At 70.6% G+C, this 25,881-nt stretch carries 25 protein-coding genes and 2 CRISPR repeat arrays; of the genes, 19 read left to right on the forward strand and 6 right to left on the reverse strand.

The annotated features are described in order from the left end of the window. The first annotated feature begins 256 nt into the window (after nucleotides 1-256). A CRISPR array of direct repeats spans nucleotides 257-1,144; the repeat unit is 28 nt; unit sequence GGAACACCCCCGCGTGCGCGGGGACCAC. A gap of 266 nt (nucleotides 1,145-1,410) precedes the next feature. The 6 genes from ACSNOC_RS05970 (at nucleotide 1,411) to ACSNOC_RS05995 (ending at nucleotide 6,558) form a co-directional block, all read left to right on the forward strand. After that, nucleotides 1,411-2,610: a helix-turn-helix domain-containing protein gene (locus ACSNOC_RS05970; protein WP_436746188.1), complete on the forward strand. Its 1,200-nt coding sequence runs from the start codon at nucleotides 1,411-1,413 to the stop codon at nucleotides 2,608-2,610. 235 nt (nucleotides 2,611-2,845) lie between these two features. Continuing rightward, the gene (locus tag ACSNOC_RS05975) at nucleotides 2,846-3,340 is read left to right on the forward strand and encodes a hypothetical protein (RefSeq protein WP_436746189.1); all 495 of its coding nucleotides are present in this window, start codon (nucleotides 2,846-2,848) and stop codon (nucleotides 3,338-3,340) included. Further along, nucleotides 3,337-3,594 (forward strand): hypothetical protein, encoded by a 258-nt coding sequence (locus ACSNOC_RS05980; RefSeq protein ID WP_436746190.1) that lies wholly within the window; start codon nucleotides 3,337-3,339, stop codon nucleotides 3,592-3,594. The genes ACSNOC_RS05975 and ACSNOC_RS05980 overlap by 4 nt, the downstream gene beginning before the upstream one ends. Before the next feature lie 87 nt (nucleotides 3,595-3,681). Continuing rightward, nucleotides 3,682-4,136: a CRISPR direct-repeat array (repeat unit 28 nt; unit sequence GGACCACCCCCGCATGCGCGGGGACCAC). A gap of 266 nt (nucleotides 4,137-4,402) precedes the next feature. After that, the gene (locus tag ACSNOC_RS05985; protein ID WP_436746191.1) at nucleotides 4,403-5,590 is read left to right on the forward strand and encodes a helix-turn-helix domain-containing protein; all 1,188 of its coding nucleotides are present in this window, start codon (nucleotides 4,403-4,405) and stop codon (nucleotides 5,588-5,590) included. A 108-nt stretch (nucleotides 5,591-5,698) separates the two neighbouring features. After that, entirely contained in the window at nucleotides 5,699-6,286 is a 588-nt protein-coding gene (locus tag ACSNOC_RS05990; RefSeq protein ID WP_436746192.1) for a hypothetical protein, read from the forward strand. Continuing rightward, a complete protein-coding gene (locus tag ACSNOC_RS05995) occupies nucleotides 6,283-6,558 on the forward strand; it encodes a hypothetical protein (RefSeq protein WP_436746193.1) in 276 nt (91 codons plus the stop codon). The genes ACSNOC_RS05990 and ACSNOC_RS05995 overlap by 4 nt, the downstream gene beginning before the upstream one ends. 60 nt (nucleotides 6,559-6,618) lie before the next feature. Here ACSNOC_RS05995 and ACSNOC_RS06000 read toward each other — a convergent pair whose 3' ends face one another. The 3 genes from ACSNOC_RS06000 to ACSNOC_RS06010 all read right to left on the reverse strand — a co-directional run bounded on the left by ACSNOC_RS06000 (nucleotide 6,619) and on the right by ACSNOC_RS06010 (nucleotide 9,617). Then, the gene (locus ACSNOC_RS06000) at nucleotides 6,619-7,416 is read right to left on the reverse strand and encodes an aminoglycoside phosphotransferase (RefSeq protein WP_436746194.1); all 798 of its coding nucleotides are present in this window, start codon (nucleotides 7,414-7,416) and stop codon (nucleotides 6,619-6,621) included. Between the two features lie 738 nt (nucleotides 7,417-8,154). Continuing rightward, a complete protein-coding gene (locus ACSNOC_RS06005) occupies nucleotides 8,155-8,667 on the reverse strand; it encodes a DinB family protein (protein WP_436746195.1) in 513 nt (170 codons plus the stop codon). A 200-nt stretch (nucleotides 8,668-8,867) separates the two neighbouring features. After that, on the reverse strand, nucleotides 8,868-9,617 hold the full coding sequence (locus ACSNOC_RS06010) for a class I SAM-dependent methyltransferase (protein WP_436746196.1): 750 nt from the start codon (nucleotides 9,615-9,617) through the stop codon (nucleotides 8,868-8,870). Between the two features lie 1,488 nt (nucleotides 9,618-11,105). Here ACSNOC_RS06010 and ACSNOC_RS06015 point away from each other — a divergent pair. The 4 genes from ACSNOC_RS06015 (at nucleotide 11,106) to ACSNOC_RS06030 (ending at nucleotide 13,372) form a co-directional block, all read left to right on the forward strand. Beyond that, the gene (locus ACSNOC_RS06015) at nucleotides 11,106-11,339 is read left to right on the forward strand and encodes a hypothetical protein (protein ID WP_436746197.1); all 234 of its coding nucleotides are present in this window, start codon (nucleotides 11,106-11,108) and stop codon (nucleotides 11,337-11,339) included. A 400-nt stretch (nucleotides 11,340-11,739) separates the two neighbouring features. Then, entirely contained in the window at nucleotides 11,740-12,000 is a 261-nt protein-coding gene (locus ACSNOC_RS06020; RefSeq protein ID WP_436746198.1) for a hypothetical protein, read from the forward strand. Further along, nucleotides 11,972-12,502, forward strand: coding sequence for a DUF6879 family protein (locus ACSNOC_RS06025; protein ID WP_436746199.1), 531 nt, complete (start codon nucleotides 11,972-11,974; stop codon nucleotides 12,500-12,502). Before ACSNOC_RS06020 ends, ACSNOC_RS06025 begins: the two co-directional genes overlap by 29 nt. 21 nt (nucleotides 12,503-12,523) lie before the next feature. Continuing rightward, nucleotides 12,524-13,372, forward strand: coding sequence for a helix-turn-helix domain-containing protein (locus ACSNOC_RS06030; protein ID WP_436746200.1), 849 nt, complete (start codon nucleotides 12,524-12,526; stop codon nucleotides 13,370-13,372). A gap of 345 nt (nucleotides 13,373-13,717) precedes the next feature. Here ACSNOC_RS06030 and ACSNOC_RS06035 read toward each other — a convergent pair whose 3' ends face one another. After that, on the reverse strand, nucleotides 13,718-14,113 hold the full coding sequence (locus ACSNOC_RS06035; protein WP_436746201.1) for a YunG family protein: 396 nt from the start codon (nucleotides 14,111-14,113) through the stop codon (nucleotides 13,718-13,720). A 63-nt stretch (nucleotides 14,114-14,176) separates the two neighbouring features. On the opposite strand from ACSNOC_RS06035, the gene ACSNOC_RS06040 reads away from it, so the two are divergent. From ACSNOC_RS06040 to cas2e, 8 genes are all read left to right on the forward strand, one after another. Next, the gene (locus tag ACSNOC_RS06040; protein WP_436746233.1) at nucleotides 14,177-17,077 is read left to right on the forward strand and encodes a CRISPR-associated endonuclease Cas3''; all 2,901 of its coding nucleotides are present in this window, start codon (nucleotides 14,177-14,179) and stop codon (nucleotides 17,075-17,077) included. Nucleotides 17,078-17,298: 221 nt separating this feature from the next. Next, a complete protein-coding gene (gene casA, locus ACSNOC_RS06045; RefSeq protein WP_436746202.1) occupies nucleotides 17,299-18,957 on the forward strand; it encodes a type I-E CRISPR-associated protein Cse1/CasA in 1,659 nt (552 codons plus the stop codon). Further along, entirely contained in the window at nucleotides 18,954-19,526 is a 573-nt protein-coding gene (gene casB / locus ACSNOC_RS06050; RefSeq protein ID WP_436746203.1) for a type I-E CRISPR-associated protein Cse2/CasB, read from the forward strand. The genes casA and casB overlap by 4 nt, the downstream gene beginning before the upstream one ends. A gap of 68 nt (nucleotides 19,527-19,594) precedes the next feature. Further along, nucleotides 19,595-20,791 carry a type I-E CRISPR-associated protein Cas7/Cse4/CasC gene (gene cas7e / locus ACSNOC_RS06055; protein WP_436746204.1) on the forward strand — a complete coding sequence of 399 codons (1,197 nt, stop codon included), beginning with the start codon at nucleotides 19,595-19,597 and terminating at the stop codon, nucleotides 20,789-20,791. Between the two features lie 4 nt (nucleotides 20,792-20,795). Then, nucleotides 20,796-21,590 (forward strand): type I-E CRISPR-associated protein Cas5/CasD, encoded by a 795-nt coding sequence (gene cas5e, locus ACSNOC_RS06060; protein ID WP_436746205.1) that lies wholly within the window; start codon nucleotides 20,796-20,798, stop codon nucleotides 21,588-21,590. Between the two features lie 5 nt (nucleotides 21,591-21,595). Next, complete coding sequence (gene cas6e / locus ACSNOC_RS06065) at nucleotides 21,596-22,399, forward strand: type I-E CRISPR-associated protein Cas6/Cse3/CasE (protein WP_436746234.1); 804 nt, start codon at nucleotides 21,596-21,598, stop codon at nucleotides 22,397-22,399. Continuing rightward, on the forward strand, nucleotides 22,392-23,363 hold the full coding sequence (cas1e, locus tag ACSNOC_RS06070; protein ID WP_436746206.1) for a type I-E CRISPR-associated endonuclease Cas1e: 972 nt from the start codon (nucleotides 22,392-22,394) through the stop codon (nucleotides 23,361-23,363). Before cas6e ends, cas1e begins: the two co-directional genes overlap by 8 nt. Next, nucleotides 23,360-23,638: a type I-E CRISPR-associated endoribonuclease Cas2e gene (gene cas2e / locus ACSNOC_RS06075; protein WP_436746207.1), complete on the forward strand. Its 279-nt coding sequence runs from the start codon at nucleotides 23,360-23,362 to the stop codon at nucleotides 23,636-23,638. Before cas1e ends, cas2e begins: the two co-directional genes overlap by 4 nt. A 308-nt stretch (nucleotides 23,639-23,946) precedes the next feature. Here cas2e and ACSNOC_RS06080 read toward each other — a convergent pair whose 3' ends face one another. Beyond that, nucleotides 23,947-24,870, reverse strand: coding sequence for a 1-aminocyclopropane-1-carboxylate deaminase/D-cysteine desulfhydrase (locus tag ACSNOC_RS06080; protein ID WP_436746208.1), 924 nt, complete (start codon nucleotides 24,868-24,870; stop codon nucleotides 23,947-23,949). Beyond that, nucleotides 24,867-25,379, reverse strand: coding sequence for a CGNR zinc finger domain-containing protein (locus ACSNOC_RS06085; protein ID WP_436746209.1), 513 nt, complete (start codon nucleotides 25,377-25,379; stop codon nucleotides 24,867-24,869). Before ACSNOC_RS06085 ends, ACSNOC_RS06080 begins: the two co-directional genes overlap by 4 nt. A 110-nt stretch (nucleotides 25,380-25,489) precedes the next feature. On the opposite strand from ACSNOC_RS06085, the gene ACSNOC_RS06090 reads away from it, so the two are divergent. After that, nucleotides 25,490-25,864, forward strand: coding sequence for a VOC family protein (locus tag ACSNOC_RS06090; RefSeq protein WP_436746210.1), 375 nt, complete (start codon nucleotides 25,490-25,492; stop codon nucleotides 25,862-25,864). Nucleotides 25,865-25,881 lie beyond the last annotated feature (17 nt).

The following is a 25,881-nucleotide window of genomic DNA, read 5'->3' on the forward strand; positions in this document are numbered from 1 at the left end:
CCCCCAGAGCCACAGCCAGCACCCCGACCACCCCCACGACCCTGCGCCTCACCGCACGTGCCACGGTCATCCTCCCGAATCACACCGACCGTAACCTATGGTGCACGCATAGCCGCACAGCGTGAAGACGGCTAAGCCCCACGAACCCCGCGTGCGCGGGCCACCGGTCACGGTGATCGACTCGGGGCCTCGTTTTCGGAACGCCCGCATGCGCGGGGACCACCGCGGCCGGCGCACCCCGTCCCCGGACTGCGACGGAACACCCCCGCGTGCGCGGGGACCACGAAGACGATCGGCGACGCCGAAGGAGGTGGACGGGAACACCCCCGCGTGCGCGGGGACCACAGGCGGTAGCCGCGGGGGCGGTCCTTGGCGTACGGAACACCCCCGCGTGCGCGGGGACCACTCGTCCCGGGCGACCACGGTGGCGACGTCGCGGGGAACACCCCCGCGTGCGCGGGGACCACGGGTCAGGCGGGTGCGCAACAAAGTAGACGGACGGAACACCCCCGCGTGCGCGGGGACCACCGCAGCACTCCGGCATCTCGACCGGTCAGAACAGGAACACCCCCGCGTGCGCGGGGACCACACGGGGCGGCGGACCGGCCGCTCCACGTGTCCGGGAACACCCCCGCGTGCGCGGGGACCACCGCAGAAGGGACTGGCGGTCGAACCTGCCTGACGGAACACCCCCGCGTGCGCGGGGACCACGACTCCGCGGTGGCGGAGGCCGGGAGTTCGAGGGGAACACCCTCGCGTGCGCGGGGACCACGACTCCGCGGTGGCGGAGGCCGGGAGTTCGAGGGGAACACCCCCGCGTGCGCGGGGACCACCAGCCGTCCGAAGTCGCTCAGTACCGCAAGGCGGGAACACCCCCGCGTGCGCGGGGACCACAGGACCGCGTGGCTGGTCTCGGCGGGGTCGTAGGGAACACCCCCGCGTGCGCGGGGACCACGACAGTGTGCGCACCGAGTGGCCCCTCATCCCCGGAACACCCCCGCGTGCGCGGGGACCACCCCAAGGCCCCGGCCACGCGCCCCGCGCCGTGGCGGGGCGGAACACCCCCGCGTGCGCGGGGACCACGTCCGCCAGTCGGTTCTGCCCGTGCTGACCACCGGAACACCCCCGCGTGCGCGGGGACCACGCTAGTTGACCTGCGGCTTCTCCGAAGGATGAGGCCGTTTTCGTTTAGTGCGCACGACCTCTGTGACCTCATGCACGTTCCTTGGCAGTTGCCTTCGGTGCCTACCTGCACATCACCGTACTGCCCACCCGCCCACCACAGCAGGACCCGCGCCCCAGGGGCAGGACCGCACCCACCGCAGCGTCAACCCCGCGTAGTCGCACGCTGTTCCGCTGCCACCCCTCACGGGTACCGTCCTGGTGTCATCCCGAACGGAGCGTAACCCCATGGCCGCCAGCAGTTTCGGAGAGCGCCTGAAGGAGGCCCGCAAGCGCGCCGGCCTCCACCAACGGGACCTCGCCCGCGAATCCGGCGTATCGCTCTCCCTCATCCGCAAGCTCGAACAAGGCGACCGCCAGGACACCCGCCTGGAGACCGCCCGCAAACTCGCCGCCGCTCTCCGTATCCCCACCACCCGGCTCATCGCCGCCGAGGCCGGTGACGCCGACCCCGCAACCGGCTCCGACGCCGCACGATGGGCCGGTGTCCGCGCCGCCCTCACCACTACCCCACCCCGCGACGACATCGACGCACCCCCCACCGCCGCAGGCGTCCTCGACGCGCTGGACTCCGCAATCGCCTTGTACACAGGCGGCAATCTGGACGCGGTCGGTGAACTCCTCCCGCGCCTGATCCGTGACGCCACCACCCTCGCCGATCTGGACCCCAAGGGCCCGGCAGTCCGGATGCGCGTCATGCAGATCACGGGTCGACTCATGACCCAGACCCGGAACTACGACGCCGCCGAGCTGGCGTTCGCCACGGCCGAGCGCGACGTCCCGGACGCCGTCCACGGTGCCGCGCTCGCCAACAACCAGTGCTGGCTCCTGCTCCGCCGGGGACGGCTCGCGGAGTCGCGTGCGCTGGCGATCCGTTGGGCCGACGACCTCGAACCTCGCCTCTCCCAAGCCGGCGCGAGCGAGTTGAGCGCGTGGGGCTGGCTGTTGCTGCGGGTGGCCGCTACGGCATCGCGTGACAACCGGCCCGATGAAGCGCAACACGCCCTCCGTCTCGCGACAGCGGCAGCGGTCATGCTCGGGCCCGCCACCACCTCCGCCACCACACGCCGCGCCGGTTTCATCAGGCGCTTCTCGCGCCTCACCGTGGCGATGCAGCACGCCGAACAGGCCATGGTCGAAGAACGCCCCGACCAAGTGCTGCGCCTGGCAGGCAAGATCCATGCCACAGCCCTCCCGCCGACCTTCGGCAACCGGAACCGCCACCTGCTGGACCTCGCCCACGCACAGGTGCTCACCCGGCGACACGGCGACGCGATGGAAACCCTGCTCGGCGTGCACCGCGATGCCCCCCAGTGGCTGCCGCATCAGCGCTACGCCAAGGAGACCTTGGCGCTCATCGTCCGTAAACGCCGGACACTCACACCAGAGATGCGGGCCCTCGCGGAGGCGGTACGGCTTCCCCTGTAGCAGTGTGTGGCACTCCCCGAATCCGCCAGGTGATAGTGCCGTTGAGCAACGATCACCCAACTCCATAGCGTGCAGGCAGAGACGGTGCGTACACGAAACGTCACAGGAGAGGAACATGCCTGCTGCTCCACAACGCTCTCCCTTCCCACACCCCAGCCGTTCGCCCGAATGGCTGCCCGGCACGGGGCAGGGTGTGCGGACGCTGCCGTGCGGTCGGTGGTTCGACGCGGTACGGGTGCCGAGCAACACCGCCCTCTACGCGGTCGCGCGCCTTCGGGATCGGTCGGGTCCGGTGATCGAGGCCCAGGTGCAGCAGATACTGGCCTGGCTGGTCCTCCCAGGTGCGGCCGAGGACTGGCACCTTCCGGGCATCAAAGTGGCCGGCCGGGGACGTTACTTGGCGGTGCCACCCGCGTCATGGGTGAACGGCCAATGGTCGGGAGCTCCTTCCACCCGGTGGCTGATTCCGCCGCACGGCACGTGCCTGACGGACGCGAAGAGCCTTCACGACGTGCTGGCCGAGGTCATCAGGGAAACACCCGCCATGAACGGGACGGCCGGGTACCGCAGTCCGGAGTGCTGCATGAACGACCACGAGGCGTGCACGAAGGCCGAGGCGCCGCCTCCGCCGCGCGAGAGTTCGGTGATCTACGAGGCGTGCGACTGTCCGTGCCATGAGGCTCTGCGCCGGGCCCTGCGCCGGATCTCGCAGACGGGTGGTGAGCGGTGACGGCCGTTTCGGCGGGAGCCGGGGTGATGGTGACGGTGGAGGTCGACGCGTCCACGATCCGGCGTGGCGACCAACTCCTGGTCGGCGGCCAAGCGTTCACCGTCCAGGACATGTCCGCCCTCCCACAGGGCGGGAAACGCGTGCAGTTCGCCACCGGCGAGATCCTGACCCTCCGCCCCACCACGGTCCTGTGGGCCACCCGCCGCCAGACACCACACCGTATCCGCACCCGAAGCGGCAACGCCGCTCGCTGATCCACAGCGAATACCTGCTCCTTACCAACGCGCACCCGCATGCGCGGGGACTACCGCAGCCGCACGGCCTCGCGCTCGCACAGCACCGGACCACCCCCGCATGCGCGGGGACCGCGATGCGTACGTGGGCCGTCTCCGTGGGGACGCAGGACCACCCCCGCATGCGCGGGGACCGCACGACGGCGAGGGAAGAGGAGCTGGCGTCGAAGGGACCACCCCCGCATGCGCGGGGACCACCCCGGCGTCCACCGCGTTGTAACAGCGCGGGGAGGACCACCCCCGCATGCGCGGGGACCACTTCATGGCCGTGCCGCTGAACACGCCCATACCGGGACCACCCCCGCATGCGCGGGGACCACGCCGCAGCCAGCTCCTCCAGGTGGTCGCTCGTGGGACCACCCCCGCATGCGCGGGGACCACATAGCCCAACCCGAACGATGCACCCCAAAAGAAGGACCACCCCCGCATGCGCGGGGACCACCGATTAAGTCTCCGCCGCATAACCGGCACGGAAGGACCACCCCCGCATGCGCGGGGACCACACTAATTGACCTGCGGTTTTTCCGGGGGCAGTGGCAGTTTTCGTTTGGTGCGCACGTCATCTGTACCCCCGCGTACCCCCTTGGCAGGTTCGTCGCGCCCCCGAACATCAGGACCTCACCGTACTGCCCACCCCACTTCACGACCACAGAGTCCGTGCCGGGAGCAGGAGCCCCGCACCCCCGCCGTCAACCCGGAGGGGGCCGTTCGCTGTTCTCGCGCCACCGCTCACGGGTACGGTCTTCTTGTCACGCAGAACGGAGCTGGCATGCCATACAGCAGCACTGGCGAGCACACCGGCGCCCGTATCAAGCGGGCCCGGAAAGTCCGTCGTCTCACGCAGCGCGAGCTGGCGGATCTGTCCCATGTCTCCTACTCCACCATCACCAAAGTGGAGCAGGGCGTGATGCCGGCCAGTCCCTCCGTCATCGGTGCCCTCGCCCGCGCGCTCTCCGTCCCGGTCACCGAACTGACCGGCCAGCCCTACATGGACGAGTTGCGGCATGACCAACTCGACGGACTCATCCAGCCCATCCGCGAGGCACTGGATGTCTACGACCTCGGCCCCGACGAAGACGTGACGCCACGACCCCTGGCCGAGCTGGAGACACACGCCGAGGCACTGTGCGCCCTCGTCCGGGCCACCGACATCAAGAAGGCTGCCGCCCAACTCCCGGGTCTGATCCACGAGGCCACGACGACCGCCTACTCCACGCCGAGCGACCGATCATGGCGGCTGCTGGCGTCCACCTATCGCACTGCGTACGACGTCACCACGAAACTCGGCTTCACCGATCTCTGCACGGTCGCGCTGGACCGCATGGACTGGGCGGCCCAGCGCGGCTCCGCCGCGCCGCTCTCCAGCATGCGCCAGTACATGCGTGCGCTTGCCTACCTCCGGGACGGCAACTACCGGCGAGGGCAGCAACTCGTGGCCCGTGGCCTGGCAGTGCTGGAGCAGGCGGACTCAGGGCAGGAGCGCAGCGTCGTCACAGGGCAACTGCACCTCGGCGCAGCCGTACTCGCCGGCCGGGAAAAGGATCAGTCCGCAGCCGAGGGGCACTTGGCGGAAGCCGAGCGCATCGCCGACCAGACCGGCCCTGCCGAACGCGTGCACTGGTTGTCCTTCGGCCCCACGAATGTCATGGTTCACCGGGTGTCCGTACTGGCCGAACTCGACCTCTACGACGAAGCGGTGACCAGCGCCCGGCAGGTGACCGCACCGGCCGACTGGCCGCGCTCCCGGCTCGCGCATCACCACGCCGAAGTGGCCAGGGCACAGTTGTGGACCGGACATACCGACGCCGCCTTCGCCAGTCTTCAGGAAGCACGAAGGCTGGCGCCGCAGCAGACCCGGTACCACCCCACCGTTCGTGAGACGTACGCCGGACTGGACGCGGCGAAGCGGCAACTGCCGCACTCGTTCATCAGCTTCGGCTCCTGGCTCGGCATGTAGCCGAGCGTGAGGCGTTGCCCCTGACTATCAGTCGGCTCTGATAGTTGGGCCCCTTCCATGCCACCACCATGTGAGTGTCACTTCACTGTCTGTGCATGGGGGCCGACCATGACGACAACCTCGGCGGTACCCGAGTGGGTGCCCACCGACAACCACGGCGTGCGGACGCTGCCGTGCGGTCGGTGGTTCGATGCGGTGCGTGTGTCGAGCAATACCGCCTTCTATGGGATCGCGCGTCTCCACGATCGGTCGGGTCCGGTGATCGAGGACCAGGTGCAGCAGATACTGACGTGGCTGATTCACCCGGCGACGGCTGAAGGCTGGTGTTTGCCGGGCGTGAAGGTCGTCGGTCGGGGCCGGTACGTGGCTGTTCCGCCTGCCTCGTGGGTCAAAGGTTCGTGGTGGGGTGCTCCCAGCACTCGGTGGCTGATCCCGCCGCGGGGTTCGTGTCTGACGGATGCGAAGTATCTCCACGACGCGCTGGCCGAAGTGATCGGTGGGCCGGTGGAGGGCGGGATCCTGGCGGGGTACCGCAGTCCGGAGTGCTGTATGAACGATCACGAGGCGTGCACGAAGGCTGAGGCGCCGCCTCCGCCGCGCGAGAGTTCGGTGATCTACGAGGCGTGCGACTGTCCGTGCCATGAGGCTCTGCGCCGGGCCTTGCGCCGGATCTCGCAGACGGGTGGTGAGCGGTGACGGCCGTTTCGTCGGGGGCCGGGGTGATGGTGACCGTGGAGGTCGACGCGTCCACGATCCGGTGCGGCGACCAACTCCTGGTCGGCGGCCAGGCGTTCACCGTCGAGGACATGTCCGCCCTCCCACAGGGCGGGAAACGCGTGCAGTTCACCACCGGCGAGATCCTGACCCTCCGCCCCACCACGGTCCTCTGGGCCACCCGCCGCCAGACACCGCACCGCCGCGATAACCACAGCACCGGCTGGACCCCGTTTGTACAGCCACCTCGCTGAGGCGGCGACCCGGGTCCGAGCACGCCCACGGCCGCCGGAGGAGCGGGCAATCGCGGCCTGCTACTTGCTGCCTCGGTGTTCGGCCCAGGCACGTGCGGCGGTGGTGAGTGCGGCGCGGTGTGGGAGCGGGCGGGTCCGCTCCCATGTCTCCCATGCGCTGTGCACCGTGCGCGCGAACGTGGTCACGGCCTCGGCGGGGGCGGCGCGGAACGCGGGCACCTGCCGGACCGTGGCCTCGGCCTCTGCCGGGGTGTGGCCGGCGGCGATCAACCGGGGCACGCTGAGCGCGGCATCGGCCCAGACCGGTCCGGGGCAGGCAAGGGCCCAGTGCAGCAGCAGTTCACCGTTCGGGACGACAAGCATGTTCAGCGGTGACATGTCCGTGTGGGCCAGTGAGCGGCCGAGGAGTTCGGGCGGCACCTCGGGGGGCAGGAATTCGGCGTAGCGGTCGTTGAGCGGACGCTTCCGCAGCGCCTCGGGCCAGGGAGTTGCCGACACGGCGACGAGGGTGCGCATCAGGGCCGCGACGTCCGGCGACCCGGGGGACAGGTCCGGGTGTTGCCCGTCTACGTACTCGTATCCGGTGAGCAGCCATCCTCCCGCCTCGGCCTCCCACAGAACGCGCGGCGCGCGTGGCGCCACGCGGGTCACGGCGGCTTCGTGCCGGCACACCCATGCCCGCGGGTCTGTCACCCGTCCACCCTTGACGAACACGCGGCCCTCCCGGGAATGAACGGTGCACGCGAGCCGGGACATGACCCCGTGCGGCGCCCCCTCGGCCTTCACCACAGGCCCGGTATGCCGCTCGACGACGGCCCGCGCCGCCGACGGCAGATCGTGCCACTCGGTGCGATCCACCAGCGTCCTCCTGCCGGTTGTGTGCGAGGGGGCGTCCCCGCCCGGGCACAGCGTGGCACAGAGCGGGGACCGGCGGACAACCGTCCGGGTGGCCGAATCGGGGGTGGTTCGGGCACGGGAGGTGCCTCGGCAATCGAAGGCTGATCCGAGATCTGTCCCTCGTCCATGCCGAAGACACCTACGTGGATGACGACCGCCTTCCCCCCGACTGGGTATGAGGGTGAAGGCAGTCGTCGTCTCAGGGCCGGGCAGCGGGAGGCTGCGCCTGGCCCGCCGGGGGCTGATCAGATCAGCCAGCCCGCGAGGCGGGCGAGGTGGGCGAGCATGTTCGTCAGCATGGGAACTCCTCGGAGTGTGGGACGGCGCACGGCCCTTCTCCGGGGAGCGAGCCGTGCGGTCAACGCGACTGGTATGTCACGGGCGTTGGCGGGAAGCAATCGGTTGTGGGAGTAACTGTCCGAGATGGAGCGGGCCGGGCATCCAGGCAGAAATTTTTGATCAGGCGCCTGAAGACCATGCTCCTCCTGCGGAGCACTCCGGATTCCCGCGCGGGACGAGGTGTCGCCGCACGTTTGCTCCGGAGAAAGGAGATGCCTTCCGCGCCGAGCCTCGGCGACCGGGGAAGCGGCCAGTCCGGTCAGGCTCCAGATCGGAACGGCAGGTATGTCCTGCACGATGCTGTGACAGAGACCGGAACCGCGACGCGAACGGCCGGCGCCCGCGCGCCGTCGTCGGCAGCTATACGCCGGTGACGCCGTCGATGCGTTCCCGGATCAGGTCGGCGTGGCCGTTGTGGCGGGCGTACTCCTCGATCATGTGGACGTAGATCCAGCGGAGGCTGACGTCCTGTTCCATGAAGCGGCCCGTGTCCGTCAGGGCACGGTCGGCGCAATGCTCGCGGGCACGGGCGACTTCCGCGCGCCAGGTGGCGAGGGCATCGCGCAGGGTGGCGCCCTCAGCGAGCGCGAAGCCACCGTCGGGACCGTCCGGATCGGCCCGCGGGTCGTAGAGGGGAGGGGCCTGTTCTCCGGCGAACACCCGGCGGAACCAGTTCCGTTCCACCTCCGCCATGTGCTGGACGAGGCCGGTCAGAGTGAAGCCGGACGGTGGTACGGACGCGACGGCGGCCTGCTCATCGTCCAGACCCTCGCACTTCATGGCGAGGGTGGCACGGTGAAAGTCAAGCCATCCTTCGAGCGTGGTGCGCTCGTCGGCGTTCATGGGCGGAATCGGGCGTTCGACGACACTCACCGGTCAATTGTCGCCAGCGGCCGTAGCAGTCGACAGGCCGGGCCTTACGACAGGGCGAACGTTGGCTGCCCCGGCGCTCGTTGCTGCCTCGCTGCTCGGCCCGGCACCGACCGGGGAGGACCGAGAACTGTCAGGTCGCCCGCGGCGAGAACCCGTGATCGTCGTTGGCAGCTGCCAGGGGCGGCGACGGAAGGGCTGCTTCAGTCGGCCGGAGCCTCGGCGTCGCGGCGGAAGAGGGCCGTCCACAGGAATGCCTCGCCGAAGTACGGGGACTGAGGCGGTTCGTCGTGCATGCGGCGCAGTTCGACCTCCGTCAGGTCGGAGAAGATCCAGCGCAGGGACTCCGGCGTGTACGCGAGGCCGCCGTGGAGGCGGGCGTCGCGGTAGAACGCCGCGTCCGGGAGTTGTGACCCGCCCCCGTCCCCGGCCGCGAAGCAGGTGAGGGCGAAGTGGCCGCCGGGGGCGAGCGTTTGGTCGAGTAGGGCCAGGTAGCTGATGCGGCGGTGGGGTGGCAGGTGGTGGAAGCACCCCGAGTCGTAGATGAGGTCGTACGGGCCGCCGAGTGCGGTCGCGGCGAGGGGGAAGGCGTCGCCGCAGCGGAACCGGACATCGGCCCCGGCCTCGCGGGCGCGTTCCTCGGCCCAGGCGATGGCGGCGGGGGAGAGGTCGACGGCGTCGACCTGGAACCCGAACGAGGCGAGATGGAGGGCGTTACGACCCGGACCGCACCCCAGGTCGAGAGCGCGGCCGGGGGCGATGAGACCTCGGTCGAGGTACGAGACGAGATTCTCGTCCGGCTTCGCCACGAAGAACGGGACGGGCCGCGAGCGGTCGGCGTAGAAGCCGTCCCACCAGGCGGCGGCATCACCCGTCCACCGGTCGGCCCCCGGCACGAACAGATCGTCCAGGAGCTTCAGCACGTCTTCGACCGTGCGGATGTTCCGGTCCATCCGGCCCCCTCTCAGGTCCGGTAAGACGGTACGGCCGGATGACGCGAAAGCCCAGTTCAGAGCACATCACCCCAGGCCGCGGACGCGCGCTGACGGGGCCCGCGCGAGGGTCGAGACGGCAGCCCTTCAAGGGGCGCGCTGGCAAGCAGCCAGGCCCCCACCGAAGGCCGTCACGGCGGCTTCCTGGCCGACTCCCAGGCAGGTTTCTTGGCGATTCTCGGGACACCGCCCGGCCAAAGCAGAACTGCCGCACGCGGTGACTCGCACATCCCCGCGCGCGGGGACAACCGAGACGCCCAACGCGGCCACGCAACCCAGCAGGGAACACCCCGCGTGCGCGGGGTCGGCGGCATCGCGATCGCTGCGGCCGGAACCCTCGTACGTCCCGACAACCGCCCCCGGGGACACCGCGGGGAAAGACTGTCGCACACGTGGGAATGACCGCCCGCTCTCCGGTACAGAGCCGTTGCGAAGGAACACCCCCGCGTGCGTGGGGACGACGCTATCGCCCCCACGCGCGTGGTCTCACAGGGTGTCTGGAGGGTGCCTGCCTTCTGGGCGACAAGCATCGGTACCCCGGGGTTCGGCATGGTCCGGTGCAAGGAACGTCGGCCCAGGGCGTGCCTGCCCGAAGCCAGCTACATTCCGTGATGCCCGAGTGGCTAGTTCGTTCGGTTCTGGCTCAACAACGGTGGCGGCAGTCACTCTCCGTTATGTCGGGTCTCTCATGCCGATTGCGGCGGCTGTCGGGAATCCGTCCGGGGTCACGGCGCCGTGGTGGAGACTCGTGAGGACGGCGGGAGGGCGTGGAATTCGGGTCCGTCATAGATGTGACGAATGACGTGGCATCCCACTCGGCCTCAGCTCTCCGTCTCCTGCCCGAGGAAGACGACAACCGCCTGTGCCGGCCGGTATTCAGGAGAGACCTATGCATACGTGCGGGCTCGCGTTTCGTTCGCCACGCCCACTTCCACCCGATGAAGCGGCGTTCCGGCAGCTGGTCTACGCCAGCGATGCTCCGCGGCTCGGATCCTTCCGTCTCCGCCCTGTACGTGACCGGGCGACCGGGAGGGAAGGCACGCTTCGCGGTGTGCTGGTGTGTTGGTCAGGGGACGGGAAAACGGGCCCGAGGAAGCGGGAAACCGAAATTTACATCCGTCCTCCCGGGGGCGGGTACGAGTGGAGGGCGGCTCCCGAGGACATCGAATTTCTTGGGGACGCGGCATGAGCGGTGCGATGGGTCTGGCATTCCTGCGCCAGGCAGATCGCAAGTACCGGGATGGCGCTTGATCTGCGCCTTTCGTATCCGCGACCAGTCGGAGAACGGGAAGGACCGGCGATGAGCAGCCAATGCGCGCACCCCGGGGCGGAACTGGAAGATTCACCGGAGGGAAAACGATGCCCGTCCTGTGGTGTGGTCCTCTATCTGCCGCCGGAGCGGCTCGTGGCTGCCGACACAGATCAGATCCAGGAACAAGAAGGAAAGACGTGGTTCACGACCTGAAGGGAAAGGAAGCGCGCGACTGGGGGGTCGCCAACCGGGAGCAAGTCACGGGTCGTTATCTCGACGGTCAGGAACCGATGAGCGGTCTCGCGCGGAGCCTCAAGGTCTCCGCCACGTGGCTCACGCGTCAGTTCGACACATGGGGCGTGCCACGGCGCGACAGGGCGAAAGCCTCGGAACTACGCGGCCCCGGCGTCAACCCGTACAAGAGCCGGTAGAAAGAGGCTCACCGCTCGGCCGCCCTGGCCCCACGTGGCTGTGGGCCGGGATCGAGAAGTTCTTCCCGGACACGGTCTGCGGTCTGCGGTCTGCGCGCCGACTGCCCTGGGCGGAGTCGCCGGGCATGTATCCGGTCGCCCGCCCGAGTGCACGGCTGAGCCTGCGGACGAACCGTGGACGAGGTAGTGGACGACCTCGTTCGAGTGGATCGCCCAACCGCGTGGCTCACCGCCGACGATCGGCCACACGAGGAGAAATGCCCCGTTCACTGCCCCCTCCATGGGGGCGACGAACGGGGCATTTCGTCGTTGGGCGGGACCAGGTCCCCCTTGACGCACTCTGTCGCGGGCGTGATGGTCGTGCAAGCTGACGTAACCCACGCGCACGTAGGAGACGGCCATGGCACTACGGTTCATCGCGGTGGACCCGGAGACCGGCCAGCAGGGGTCGCCCACGATCTGGCTGGACGAGGAGAACGCAGAATTGGTCGTTCAGGGCTGGCGGCCGGGACCCGCGCTCGAGGCCGAGGTCATCGCGACTCCACCGCCGGGACACGAGCCCGGCATCCCCCCGCACGAAGCGGTGATCCGGATTCCCGCCAGGATGGTGCCGATGCTGAGGGAGGCATGCGATGTCGCAGAGCGGGCCGGGCTTTCTTGACCTGCTGAGCGCCGCGCGGCGCTCAGCCGCGCACCTGGAGATGCGCGACTCCTACGGCGTGGGCGACGAGGCCGCCGATTTCGAGCGCTGGCGGACAACCGGGGAACGCGATACGGACCCCGCTTCGGCGTACTGGGCGCCGTGGGTGGATCTCGTCCGGGAAACCGTTGCCCGGGGCGTCACGATGCGTCGGGCGCGGGTTGTCTCCGAGCCGGTGAGCGACTACATCAGGTACGAGCACGCCGGTACGTCGGTCAACATCACCGCTGGTGAGGCTGTGCGGTGGCTTCCCCGGCGGCAGGCGTCGGATCTGCTGCTGCCGGGAAACGACCTGTGGGTCTTCGATGACACGTCGGTACTCTTCAATCACTTCGACGGCCGTGGCAACTGGAGCGAGCCGCGCTGGGAGGTGCGCACGGAGCCGCACATCGTCGCCCGGGTGCTCGCCGCGTTCGAGGCCGTGTGGGAACTCGGCATTCCGCACGAGAAGTTCTCGGTCTGACCCCGCCTCATCACCCCACCCATGTCATCGCACCCGTCATCACGAGCCCAGGAGGCCCGTCGGCTTCTCGCCGCGAGACTGCGGGACCTCCGGCTCGACGCCGGGCTGAGCGGACGCGCCCTGGCCGGCCGGTGCGGCTGGAGCGACGCGAAGACCTCCCGCATCGAGAACGCGAAGACTCCGCCCTCCGACGCGGATATCCGGGCGTGGTGCGCGGCCTGCGGCGCCGAGGACCAAGCCGCGGAGCTGATCACGGTCAGTCGGCAGGCGGACCAGATGTACGTGCGCTGGAAGAAGCTGCACGGACACGGTATGCGGCGGGCGCAGGATGAGGTACTGCCGCTGTACGAGCGGACCCGGCACTTCCGCGTGTATGTCTCCAACGTCGTCCCCGGCGTCCTGCAAACCGAGGCGTACGCGACAGCGCTGCTCGCGCGGATCGCGGCGTTCCAGGGCACACCGGATGATTCGCAGGAAGCGGCGGCATCCCGGATCGAGCGGTCACGCGTGCTGTACGAGGGCGGCCGGACCTTCGCCTTCCTGCTGGAGGAGACGGTACTGCGGTACCGCATCGGGAACGCCGAGACGATGGCGAACCAACTCGGCTATCTGCTCGCCGTGATGGCCCTGCCGAACATCAGTCTCGGCGTTATCCCCTTCACCGCCGAGCGATCGGTGTGGCCGCTGGAGGCGTTCTACCTCTTCGACACCCAGCAGGCGAGCACGGAGCTGCTGACCGCCGCAGTCAATGTCTCCGCCCCCAGCGAGGTCACGCTGTACGGCAGGGCCTTCTCGGAGCTGGCGAAAATGGCCGTCTACGGCCGTGAGGCCCGCGCCCGGATCACCGAGGCGATTACCTCTCTCGGGTAACCCCGTGCAAAACGGTGTAATGCCATGGTCGTCATCGGCGCCCGCTCCCTACGGTCGTCCGCACGGACTTCCGCCCTGGAGGCGAGCATGAGCACCCGGCCCACGCCTGCGCCCGCACCCCCATCCCATGCCCCGGCCTGGGTCCCCGTCGGTTAGGAACACCCCCGCGTGCGCGGGGACCATACCCTGCGTCAGCACAAGGCCCGCCGTGACGACGGAACACCCCCGCGTGCGCGGGGACCATGCTTGTTGACCTGGGGGTTCTTCGGGGTGTCAGGCGGTTTTCACTCGGTGCGGTGGGCTGAGGGGCGACGATCAGGCGGTCAGCACCTTCCGGGGGGCGGGTCAGTCAGCATGCCGCCGTCGCGAGAGCCTCTCCAGTACCCGGTCGCGCAGCAGCTCGTACTCGGTCCGGAGGCGGACAAGTGTCGGTGGGCGGGGGATCACGATGCCGCCGACGATCGTTTCTTCCGGGCCGAACTGGCCTCGGGTGAGGTCCACTTCCACGCCCATGCCCAGGCGGTTCCACCAGTGGTAGTCCGTCCGTTCGCCGTTGACGTGCACCTCCCCGCGGATCAACTCACCCCCGAGCAGATCGTTCAGGACCATGGCAGTGACGCCGCACTGGTCCCGTGCCGGGTTGGCCGGGTGCCAGTGCGGACGGTACTCCGGGGTGCACGTATCAGCGTCCCAGCTGCTGAACACGGCGTCTTCAATGTCACTGAGCAGTAAGGGAGTCACAGCCGCCATGCTCGCAGCAGGCACTGACAACCCCGGGGTGAGAAGGAGACCGAATCGGTGGAGATGGACGATCCACGCGTGCGGCAGTGGCTCGATGCCCTGTGGGGGAAGTCCCCGGCGAGAGGCGGCGGTACGCGGAGTGTGCTGCTCGCGCATCTGCTCGACACCGCTGCCGTCGCCGAGCGGATCTGGGACAACTACCTTGACGACGCGCTCACACGGGTGCTGGACGATGTCGCCGGGGGTGCGGGGCGGGGGAAGGGGCTGTTCGTCTGGCTCTGTGGGATTCATGACTGCGGCAAGGCCACTCCCGCTTTCCAGTGCGTCGACCCCACATGTGCTCAGGCCGTCCGCGATGCCGGGCTGAGCTGGGATCGGGCCATTGTCGAGAACCCCCGGAACAGACGTCGGCATGACGTAGCCGGTGCCGCCTTGCTCGATCGACGCCTTGCGCAGGCCGGGTGGGCTCCCGAACACGTCGCCTGGGTCTGGCCCTTGGTCGCCGGGCACCACGGCTCGTTCCCCGATGAGGGTGGCCTGGCCGAAGGCAGGAGAACCCGCGGTCACCTTCAGGGGCGAGGCCCGGACTGGGCAGCCGCGCAGGAAGCGGTGGTCGGCGTCTTCACCCGGGCCGTCGGCTACCCCGACCTCACCGCCGTGCAGCCAACCGCCGTGCCGTCCCGAGCCGTTCAACTCGCCCTCAGCGGCCTCATCGTCATGGCCGACTGGATCGCCAGCGATCACCGTCACTTCGACGGCCTGGACAGCATCGACAAGGTCAGTCTCGCCGGCTCCCGCGAACGCGCCCGCGCCGCATGGAACGCACTCCGCCTCCACGGCGGTTGGCGGCGCATGCCCGTGCCCGGTCCCGAAGCGTTCCGTGACCGCTTCGGGCACGGCACGCGGCCCTCGCAACGGTTCGTGATCGACATCGCCCACCGCATGGCCGAACCCGGCCTGTTGATCGTCGAGGCACCCATGGGTGAGGGAAAGACGAAGGCCGCCCTGATGGCCGCCGAGATCCTCGGTGCCCGGTTCGGCGCCAACGGCACGTTCCTCGGCATGCCCACCCAGGCCACGTGCGACCCGATGTTCACCGAGATGCGTCAGTGGACCTCCCGCATCCGCCCCGGCCTGGAGAGTGAAGTCGCCCTGCTGCACGGCAAGCGCCGTTTCACCAAGGAGTGGAAGGAACTGCTGGAGGGCGCCACTGCCGACGCGGACGACGCCGATCCCTTCGGCATGGCGGACGACGACGCGCTCTACGGCATGGGCATGGGCGCGGGCATCGCCATCGACTGCGGGGAGGACGGAGAGGCGGAACGGCGTGCCCCCGCCGAGTGGTTCCTCGGGGCCAAACGCGGCCTGCTCACCCCCTTCGTCGTCGGCACCATCGACCAGCTCCTCTTCGCCGCCACCCGCACCAAGCACGTCATGCTGCGCAGCGCCGGGCTGGCCGGGAAGGTGGTCGTGCTGGACGAAGTCCACGCGGCCGACGTCTACATGTCCCAGTTCCTGAAGGAGGGCCTGTGGTGGCTCGGCCAGGGCCGGGTCCCGGTCGTACTGCTCTCCGCGACCCTTCCGCCCGCGCAGCGCGAGGAGTTGGTGAGCGCCTATCTCGCGGGCGCGGCGTCGGCCGACGTGTTCGAGGTGGGGGCGCTGCTGCCGGAGCCGGGCGGCTACCCGAGCGTCACCGCGGCCTGGCTGGACGGGAAGGGCGACGCGCAACTCCTGGTCGAGCACGCGCAGTCGTGGCGTGACGACCTGGCGGTCGCGGTGCGCGTCCTGGACGAGGAACGGGACGAGCGGCCGGACGAACGACCGGACGAGGACCACCGGCCGCCGGGCCACGTGCGGGCCGGGGACCGGGCCGTGGCCGGTCTGCTGGCCGACCGGCTGCGGGACGGCGGCTGCGCGTTGGTCATCCGCAACACCGTGGCACGGGCGCAGGACACGTACCGGGCTGTCGGAGAACACTTCGGCGCCGACGCCGACGTACGGCTCCTGCACGGCCGCTTGCACGCCGCCGACCGGGCCGAACGGACGGAAGCCTGCTTGCGGTTGCTCGGCCGGCCGGGTCCGGGGCGGGTGGCGCCCGGCAAACGGCTGATTCTCGTCGCGACACAGATCGCGGAACAGTCGTTCGACGTCGATGCGGACATCCTCATCACGGATGTGGCGCCCATCGACCACCTGCTCCAGCGGATCGGCCGTTTGCACCGGCACGCGCATCCGGCGGCGCGGCCGAAGGCGCTGCGGACGCCGGAGGTCGTGGTGACCGGCTTCGCCCGCCGGGGACAGGGACGGGGACTGTGGTGGGACCCGGGGACGAAGGCGATCTACGGCGAGTACCTGCTGCTGCGCACCGCCGTGGAGGTCCTGGCGGCCGATGGCGGTGCGTGGGCCATCCCACGGCAGGTGCCCGAGCTGGTCGCGCGTGTCTACGACGGTGATCCGGCGGCCGACGAACGAAAGGCGTTCGAGGAGTGGGCGCAACGGCAGACCGAGCGGGCGGCGAAGGCGGAGAAGTATCTGCTGACCCGGCGCGGCGAACATGGCCGCCCGACGCTCGCCGGACTGCATTACGCGGGCCGGCGCGGGGAGTCGGACGACGAGCGGTTCCGGGCGCTGGTGCGTGACGGCGAGCCGAGCGCGGAGGTGATCCTGGTGCGGCGCGACGACGACCTCGGCTACCGGACCCTGGCCGGCCGCCGCCTGTCGGTCAACGGCGAGGTCGCGCCCGAGCAGCTGGACGAGGTCCTGGGCGCAACGGTCCGCCTGCCGAGCGGCGGGTTGAGCGAGGCGGCGGAACGGGACCTGGGGCCGCTGGCGGGGTGGCGAGACGATCCGTGGCTCCGGCACAGCAAGGCGTTGGTACTGGACGCAGAACTGGCCGCCGTGGTCGGTGAGTTCGCGGTGCGATACGACCCGGAGCTGGGACTCGTGACCACAAGGGGCACGTGAAATCCCGCCGGGAGGCGCGGTCGCCGTGAGCGGCGAGGCAGCATAGTCACGAACGCCTGTGCTCATGCCGGAAATCGCCAACCTTCCGGATCCGGCCTCTTTCCCGTCTCCGTTGTCAGTGGGCGGCTCTAGGGTTCTTGGCCTCGGACCTGAGGAGGCGATCGGTGCCTGGGGACAAGGCCCAAGTGCGCGACCAAGACAGGGAGTTCAATCTCTGTGACATGCCCTGGCTGCCGCTGCGGGAGCTCGGTGGCGGGGGCGTCGTCGATCTCGGGTTACGGGATGCCCTGTTCAGTGCTCACCGCCTCAGTGGCTTCGTCGTCGAGGTGCCGACTCAGGTGCCTGCCCTGCTGCGGCAGGTCTTGTTGCCCGTTGTCATCGATGCCCTGGGGAGCCCGGCCGGCCAAGCCGAGTGGGGGGAACGCTTCCGGCGCGGGGAGTTCAGCGGCGAGGAGCGGAAGCGGCTGGGGGATTACCTCGATGAGTATCGGCGCCGGTTCGATCTCTTCGACGCCGGGACGCCTTTCGCCCAGTCCCCCCGGCTCCAGCAGTCGAACAAGGAGACCAAAGGCGCCGCGCTTCTCGTGCCCACCATGGCCACCGGCAACAACGTGCCGCTGTTCTCGTCCCGCACCGAGGGAGACGTGCTGGAGCTGACGCCGGCCGAGGCCGCGCGGTGGCTGCTGCACGCCCAGTGCTGGGACACCGCCGCCATCAAGTCCGGGGCGGACGGGGATCCCGCCGTCAGGAACAACAAGACCACCGGCAACCCCACCGGCCCGCTCGGACAGCTCGGGGTGGTCGTTCCCCTCGGGCGGACCCTCTACGAGACGCTGCTGCTCAACATCCCCATCGCCGCCAGTCAGATGTCGCTCGGTACGCCTCGCTGGCAGCGGGAGCCGGACGGGCCCGGGTGGGAGGCCAGGGCGGCCGAAGGGCTGCTCGATCTGTGGACGTGGCAGGCCCGTCGCGTTCGGCTGATCCCGGAGGACACGCCGCGCGGAGTCCGCGTGACCCGCGTCGTGCTCTGCGCCGGGGACCGGCTGTCGGACATCCCCGAGTACGAGCCGCACACCGCCTGGCGGTTCGTGCCGGACCGGAAGAGCGGCACCGGGACCGGATGGCGGCCGGCCCGCCACCAGCCGGGGAAGGCCGTCTGGCGGGGGCTCGAAGCCCTGCTCGCGCTGGAGGGCCGATTCGCCCCCTCGGACGGGAAGTTCGAGAGCAGCACCCTGCTGCGGCAGCTCGCCGGCCTGGAGAACCGCGACGTCGTCCCCGACGACTACCCGCTCCGCCTCGCCACATACGGCCTCGCCTACGGCAACCAGTCCGCCGTCATCGAGGACTTGATCCACGACACCATCCCGCTGCCCGTGGCCTCCCTCGCCGCCGACAGCGAGGTGTACGGACTGCTGCTCGAAGTCACCGACCAGGCGGAGCAGGTGGCGATCGCCGTCAACCGCCTCTCCGACACCGTCCGCAGGGCCGCCGGGCTCGACCCCATCCCCTGGGACAAGGGACACCGGCCGGGGGAGCGGTTGTTGCACGTGCTCGACCCGTACGTGCGTCGTTTCCTCGCCGGGGTGCAGCGGGCCGGGGGCGACGAAGAGCTGATCGAGCGTGGCCAGCTGGCGTGGGAACAGACCGCGATGACGCGCGCGCACCAGGCGGCCGACGCCGTTCTGCTGGCCGCGCCGCCGCAGGCGTTCGCGGGGCGCGAGGTGGAACTGCCGGGCGCGAGGGGCCGGAAGACCCTGCTCAGTCTCGGCACGGCGGAGGACGGCTTCCGGCGGCGGCTGCGCGCCGTCCTGCCGCGCGCGGCCGACGCGGCCAACCCGCGACTCGCCACCCGCACCGGAGGAGAAGAGGACCGAGGATGAGCACCGAGCCGCGCTACTACTGGCACAGCACCTGGCGCTGGGGCAACGGGGCCGGGCTGCCCCCGGGCGAGGACCTGGCCGCCTTCCGGTCCGGGCTGGGCAAGCCCGCGATGTCGGTGCCCGGCATGTGGCCGTTCTACGCGTCCCCGGCCCACGACGACCTCGCCCGGCTCGGGAAGGTCACCGTCGAGCAGGAAGCCGAGCACGCCGCGCTCGCGCTCTTCGGGCTGCATCAGCAGAGCCAGCGCACGCTGATGCACCGGGCCGGATCCGCGGCCTGGCTGGGCGCGGCCGTGCTGGGGCTGCGGCGCAGCGGCAAGTTCAGCGAACAGGCCGTGGACGCGCGGATGAACGCACTCGCGACATCGACCACCGTGCCCGCCCTCCTCCACCGGCTGCGCGGCATCGTCACGCAACTCCGGACCGTGGGACAGCCGTTGGACTATGACCGGCTGCTGCTCGACATCAAGGACTGGCACTACAGCGAGAGTCGCCAGCGGGTCCGCCGCCGCTGGGCCCTCGGATACCGCTCCTGGGAACAGGCCGGGGACCACCCGGACGAGCCCTGATACGCGTCACCGCGCACCACCCCTCGCCCCTGACCAAGGCCCCACCACCACGGAAGACTGAGACAGGCATGCCACAACGGCTCTACATCGATGTCCACATCCTCCAGACCGTCCCGCCCGCCAATCTCAACCGGGACGACAACGGGAACCCGAAGGAGGCGTACTTCGGCGGCGTGCGGCGCTCCCGCGTGTCCTCGCAGGCGTGGAAGCGGGCGACCCGGAAGCTGTTCACCGAGGAGCTGCCCGAGGAGCAGCTCGGCACCAGGACCAAGCGCATCGCGTCCGAGCTGGCCAAGCGACTGGTCGCGCAGACGCCGGGACTTGGGAACGAGCAGGCCGACCGGCTGGCGGTGTCGCTGCTGAAGCCGCTCGGCATCAAGGCCGGGCGCAAGGCCGAGGAGACGGCCTACCTCCTCTTCTACGGGCACCGCCAGTTGAACGACATCGCCGGGCTCGTCGCGGGCCGCGCCGGGGAGTTGGCGGCACTGGACGACAAGGCGCTCGCCGCGGAACTCGACGCGTTGCCGGTGCGCGAGCAGTTGCGGCAGCACCACCCGATCGACGTGGCCCTCTTCGGCCGGATGGTGGCCGACATCCCGGCCCTCAACGTGGACGCGGCGACGCAGGTCGCCCACGCGCTCTCGACGCACGCCGTGGAGTTGGAGAGCGACTACTACACGGCCGTGGACGACAAGAACGAGAAGGACGAGACCGGCGCGGGCATGATCGGCACCGTCGGCTTCAACTCCGCGACGCTGTACCGCTATGCCACGGTCGGCGTGCACCAGCTCGCCGCCAATCTGGCCGAGCCGGAGCGGGTCGTGACCGCCGCCCGTCTGTTCGTCGACGCCTTCGCCCGGTCGATGCCCACCGGCCACGGGAACACGTTCGCCCACCGCACCCGGCCCAGCCTGGTGGCCGTGGTGGTCCGGGACGACCAGCCGGTCAACCTCGTGTCCGCCTTCGAACGGCCGGTGTCCAGCGCGGTCGGCAGCGGGATCGCGGCCGGTTCGGCGCGGCGGCTGGCGCGGGAGTTCCAGACGGCCGTCGAGCAGTGGGGCGACGAACCGGGACACGTCGGCGTGTGCCACATGTTCACCGGTCAGGGCGGCGGCACCGGCGGCGTCGGCGGCAGCGTCGGTGACGTGGACGAGCACGACGGCGTGCGGGACGACCTGGCGAAGGCGTTCGGGGAGAACCGGACGTTCCCGGCACTGCTGGACGGGCTGACCGAGCACCTCGGCGCCGTGTGGAAGCAGGGCTGACCCGGTGCCGGTTCTTCTTCTCCGTCTCGCCGGGCCGCTCCAGTCCTGGGGCGACCGCAGCGCGTTCAACCGGCGCGAGACGCGACCCGAGCCGACGAAGTCGGGCGTTGTGGGGCTGCTGGCCGCCGCCCAAGGGCGCCCGCGCCAGGCGCCCTTGGACGACCTGCGCGAGCTGTGCCTGGGCGTGCGCGTCGACCAGCCCGGCAGCCTGCTGCGCGACTACCACACCGTCAGCGACTACCGGGACCGCCCGCTGCCGCAGGCCGGGGTCAACGCGAAGGGCGTCCAGAAGCCGACCGGACCGCCCAAGTCCACGCATGTCACGCAGCGTTATTACCTTCAGGATGCCGTGTTCGTCGTGGCCGTCGCGGGGCCGGAGGAGCTGGTGGCGGCGCTCGACACGGCGGTGAGGCGGCCGGCGTTCCCGCTGGCGCTCGGCCGCCGGTCGTGTCCGCCGACGCAGCCGGTCAGCCTGCGAGTGCGGGACGGCGACGAGGTGGAGCATGCGCTGGCGGCCGAGCCGTGGCAGGCCGGCGAGCCGGCGAAGGCGGCGTTCGTCCGCCGGGCGGGCGGCGCGGCACCCGCCCGGGTGGACCTTCCCTGCACGGTGGACGACGCGGCGGGCGATGACGTGCTGGACGACGCGCCGCTGTCGTTCGATCCGCGTGACCGGCGCTTCTCCAGCCGCCGGGTCCGGCACGGCTGGCTGTCCGTTCCCACGGGGCTGGCGGGCGCCGGCGCGCCGGGCGCCGGGGAGGGCGACCACGTCCATGATCCGTTCGCTCTGTTGGGGTGGTGAACCACGTGAGCTATCTGTCCCGTGTCCGAATCAATCCGCTGCGAACGGCCAGCCGCCAACTGCTCGACAACCCACGAGCGTTGCACGGCGCCGTGCAGGGCGGCATCCCCGGTGACCCGCGGGGTGAACGCGTGCTGTGGCGGCTGGACAGCGACAATCCGCGGCGCCCGCACCTGCTGGTGCTGACCGGGTCACGGCCGGACTGGACGCATCTCGTGGAACAGGCCGGGTGGCCGGGGGCGGACGGCGAGCACTGCACGGTGCGCGACTACCGGCCGCTGCTCGAACAGCTCGCGCCCGGGCGGGAGTTCGCGTTCCGGGTGACGGCGAATCCCGTGCAGAACGTGGCGCGGCCGGTGAAGCCGAGCGCGATCCAGAAGGAACGGATGGAGCGGATGGAGCGGATGGCCGCCGACGGGGAGGGGCGGCAGCGGTCCTTCCGGCTCGGGCACCGCACGGCGGCGGCGCAGTTGGGGTGGTTCCTGGGCCGCACGGCGAAGTGGGGGTTCGAGGTGCCGGAGGCCCGCATGGACAGGGCGGCTCCCGGGCTGGAAGGCCGGGACGGAGGGGCCGGGCCGTCCCCGGTGGAGGTGCGGATCACCGCGCGGCATCGGCGGGCGTTCCGGAAAGCGGGGCTGGCGCGGCCCGTTGTGCTGCAGACGGTGACGTTCGAGGGGCGGCTGCGGATCGTTGACGTGGCGCGGTTCCGGCAGGCGCTGTTGGGCGGCATCGGGCCGGGGAAGGCGTACGGTTGCGGGCTGTTGACGCTGGCGCCGGTGCGCGGGGCGGCGGTGACGGCCGGTGGCTGACATCTGGTGGAAGGCGGACGCCCTCGACCTGCACCAGCTCTCGGACCGGGTGTCGAGCGTGTACGTCGAACGCAGCCACGTCGACCGGGAGGACAACGCGGTCGTCATCGTCAACCGCCAGGAAACGGTGCGGGTTCCGGCCGCCATGGTGGCGGTGCTGCTGCTCGGGCCGGGAACACGGGTCACGCACGGCGCCATCGGGCTGCTGGCCGACTCCGGGACGGCGGTCTGCTGGGTCGGCGAGCAGGGCGTGCGGCTGTACGCGGCCGGGCTGGGCCTGAGTCGTGGGGCCGGACTGCTGACGCGGCAGGCGTGGTTGGTGTCGCGGCCGAAGGAACGGCTGGGTGTGGCGCGGGCGATGTACGGGATGCGCTTCCCGGGGGAGGACGTGTCGGAGGCCACGATGCAGCAGTTGCGGGGGCGGGAAGGAGCGCGGATCCGCAAGCTCTACCAGGCGCACTCGCGGCGTACGGGGGTTGCGTGGACGAAGCGGGAGTACAAGGCCGGGGATGCGTTCGCGGCGGGCGACGACCTGAACCGCCTGCTGTCGGCGGCGAACGCGGCGCTGTACGGGATCTGTCACGCGGTGGTCGTGGGGCTGGGGGCGAGTCCGGGGCTGGGGTTCGTGCACACGGGGAGCGCGTTGTCGTTCGTGCTGGATGTCGCGGATCTGTACAAGGCCGAGTACACGATTCCGCTGGCGTTCGACCTGGCGGCGCAGGGGCTGACGGAGGAGCGCGACGCGCGGATCGGCCTGCGCGACCGGATCGCGGAGGACCGGCTGCTGGGGCGGATCGTGCGGGACGTGAAGGAGTTGCTGACGCCGGGCGGGGTGGAGTTCCCGGAGGAGGACGTCAACGAGCTGTGGGACGAACGGCTCGGGTCGGTGCCGGGCGGGGTGAATTGGTCGATGGCCGATGCGGCGTACGTGTCGGTGATCGGCCCGGAGTTGGAGGCGGGATGACGGTCATCGTCCTGATCGCCGCCCCGGAGGGCCTGCGCGGCCACCTGACGCGGTGGATGGTGGAGGTGAACGCGGGCGTCTTCGTCGGCAACCCGAACCGCCGGGTGCGGGACCGCTTGTGGACACTGCTGGCAGAACGCATCGGAGACGGCCAGGCGGTCATGGTGGAACCGGCGAAGAACGAACAGGGCTGGGCGGTAAGGACGGCCGGCCGCGACCGCTGGCGCCCGGTGGACTTTGATGGATTGATCCTGTCGGCACGGGCGAGGCGTTGACCGACCCGCGGAGCCGCTGCGCTGGCTGGGCACGACTCAAGCGAAGAAGAACACGGCGAACGAGCGGTGAACGCGCAGGTCAACAAGTATCGGCTCCGCAGGCGCGGGGATGGCCCGCTCGCGCGGTCGTTGCCGCCGAGGCGGGGGCGATCGGCTCCGCAGGCGCGGGGATGGCCCGGGCTGGCGGTTCACCACCCCGGAGAGGGGTGGGTCGGCCCCGCGCACGCGGGGATGGCCCTTCGGCCAGACACCATGGGGTTGCGGCGTAGGTGTCGGCTCCGCATGGGCGGGGAGGCGCAACTCCGGTCTCAGGTCGTGCTGTCCGGGGTCTCCGTCGGAGGGCCGGTGACCACCACCGTCACGCGTGTGCCCGGGGGGAAGGATCCGGCCTTGGCCAGGTCGTGGACGCAGTGCAGGGTCTTCGCCACGTAGTGGCGTTCCACCTGCACGCCGTGCCGGGACTCGAAGTCCGCAGTGAACGAGGCCAGTTCGGGGGAGATCCGGGCGTAGCCGCCCGCGTGGTGGGTGTGGTGGATCTGCCAGTTGTCGAACGGGCGCTGCCAGCCGTCCCGGTGGAGGCGGGTGACTTCCGCTTCCAGGTAGCCGGTCGCGCCCTTCAGGGCCGCGACGCCCATCGCTCGTGTGCCCGGGGGGAGGGCCGTGGCGATACCGGCCAGGGTGCCGCCGGTGCCCACCGCGCAGCAGATGATGTCGTTCGGGCCGAGGTCGGGGAGTTCGGTGGGGATGTCGGCCGCGCCCCGGGCGGCCAGTGGGTTGGAGCCGCCTTCGGGGAGGACGTAGCACCGGCCCCAGGACAGGGACAACCGCCGTCGCGTCTCCGCGGTCGACAACGACCGCAGCGTCGCACGGTAGGTGCGGCGGTCCAGGAACGACAGGTGCATGCCGTCCGCCTCCGCCTGGGCCAGGGACCAGTTGCGGGGGGCGGCGGCCAGTTCGTCGCCCCGGATCAGGCCCACGCTCTCCAGGCCGTGCGCCGCCGCCGCAGCCGCCACCGCGCGTATGTGGTTCGAGTACGCGCCGCCGAACGTCAGCAGGCGGGTGTGCCCCCCAGCCACCGCCGCCCGCAGATTCGGCATCAGCTTGCGGTACTTGTTGCCGGGTATCCGGGCGTCTATCAAGTCGTCGCGCTTCAGGCGGAGTTCGACTCCGGCCCGGGCAAGGGCCGGGTCCGGCAGGGACTGCAGCGGCGACGGGAGTGCCAACGTGCTCACTCCCCGCGCTGCTTCGCCCGGTACGACCGCATCTTCGCCCGCGCCCCGCACACCTGCATCGAGCACCAGCGCCGGCGGCCCGCCGGGCTGTGGTCGTAGAACGCCCAGCGGCACGAGTCGGCCTCGCACGCCTTCAGCCGCTGCCACGTCCCGTCCGCCTCCGCCATGGCGATCGCCGCCGCGACGCGGGCGGTGAAAGCGGCCTGCGGCGGGAGGCCGGGGGCCGGGGTCAGCGAGGCCCGGCCGGCGGGGTCCACCGACAGGATCAGGGGAGCCGCGGCCAGCAGGGCGGCCAGACGGGCCGGGTGCGGCGCGCGCATGTCCGGGCCGGTGTGCGCGACACACGCCTCGCGCAGCGCCTCGCGCAGCGTGGCCAGCCCGGCGAGCGGCAGGCCCTCGCGCGCCGCGAAGTCCGGCAGGGAGTCGTGGCCGTCCTCCACGTCGAGGGTGTTGATCAGGTCCTCGATCAGGACCAGACCCCCGGGCGTCCGTCTGTCTCCCGCATTCACGGTTGCCACGTTACCGGTACTGCGCCATCATGGGGTAACGGAGTTACCGGTAGGAGTGATGAGCCGGTAACGCGGGCACACCTGTAGGCAGAGCTGTAGGGAGACATGCCATGGCCGTCGCCACGATGGGGGTAACCGTTCTCGACTGTCCCAATCCCCGGGACCTCGCCGCGTTCTACGCGGCCGTCCTCGGCTGGGCGGTCGGCAAGGACAGCGACGACGAGTGGGTGGACCTCGTCGGTCCGGACGGGCACGCGCTCGCCTTCCAGCGGTCGGAGGGGTACCGGCCGCCGCGCTGGCCGAGCACCGACATGCCGCAGCAGCTCCACCTCGACCTCAAGGTGCCGAAGGAGCGCCTGGACGCCGCCGAGCAGGAGGTGCTTCGCCTGGGCGCCACGCTCCTCGAAGGCGACGGCGGCGGCAAACGCGGCTGGCGGGTCTACGCGGACCCCGTCGGCCACCCGTTCTGCCTCTGCGCCTGCTGACGCCCGCCGACGAACGG

Source organism: Streptomyces sp. URMC 129 (genome assembly GCF_051386415.1).
GTDB lineage: Bacteria > Actinomycetota > Actinomycetes > Streptomycetales > Streptomycetaceae > Streptomyces.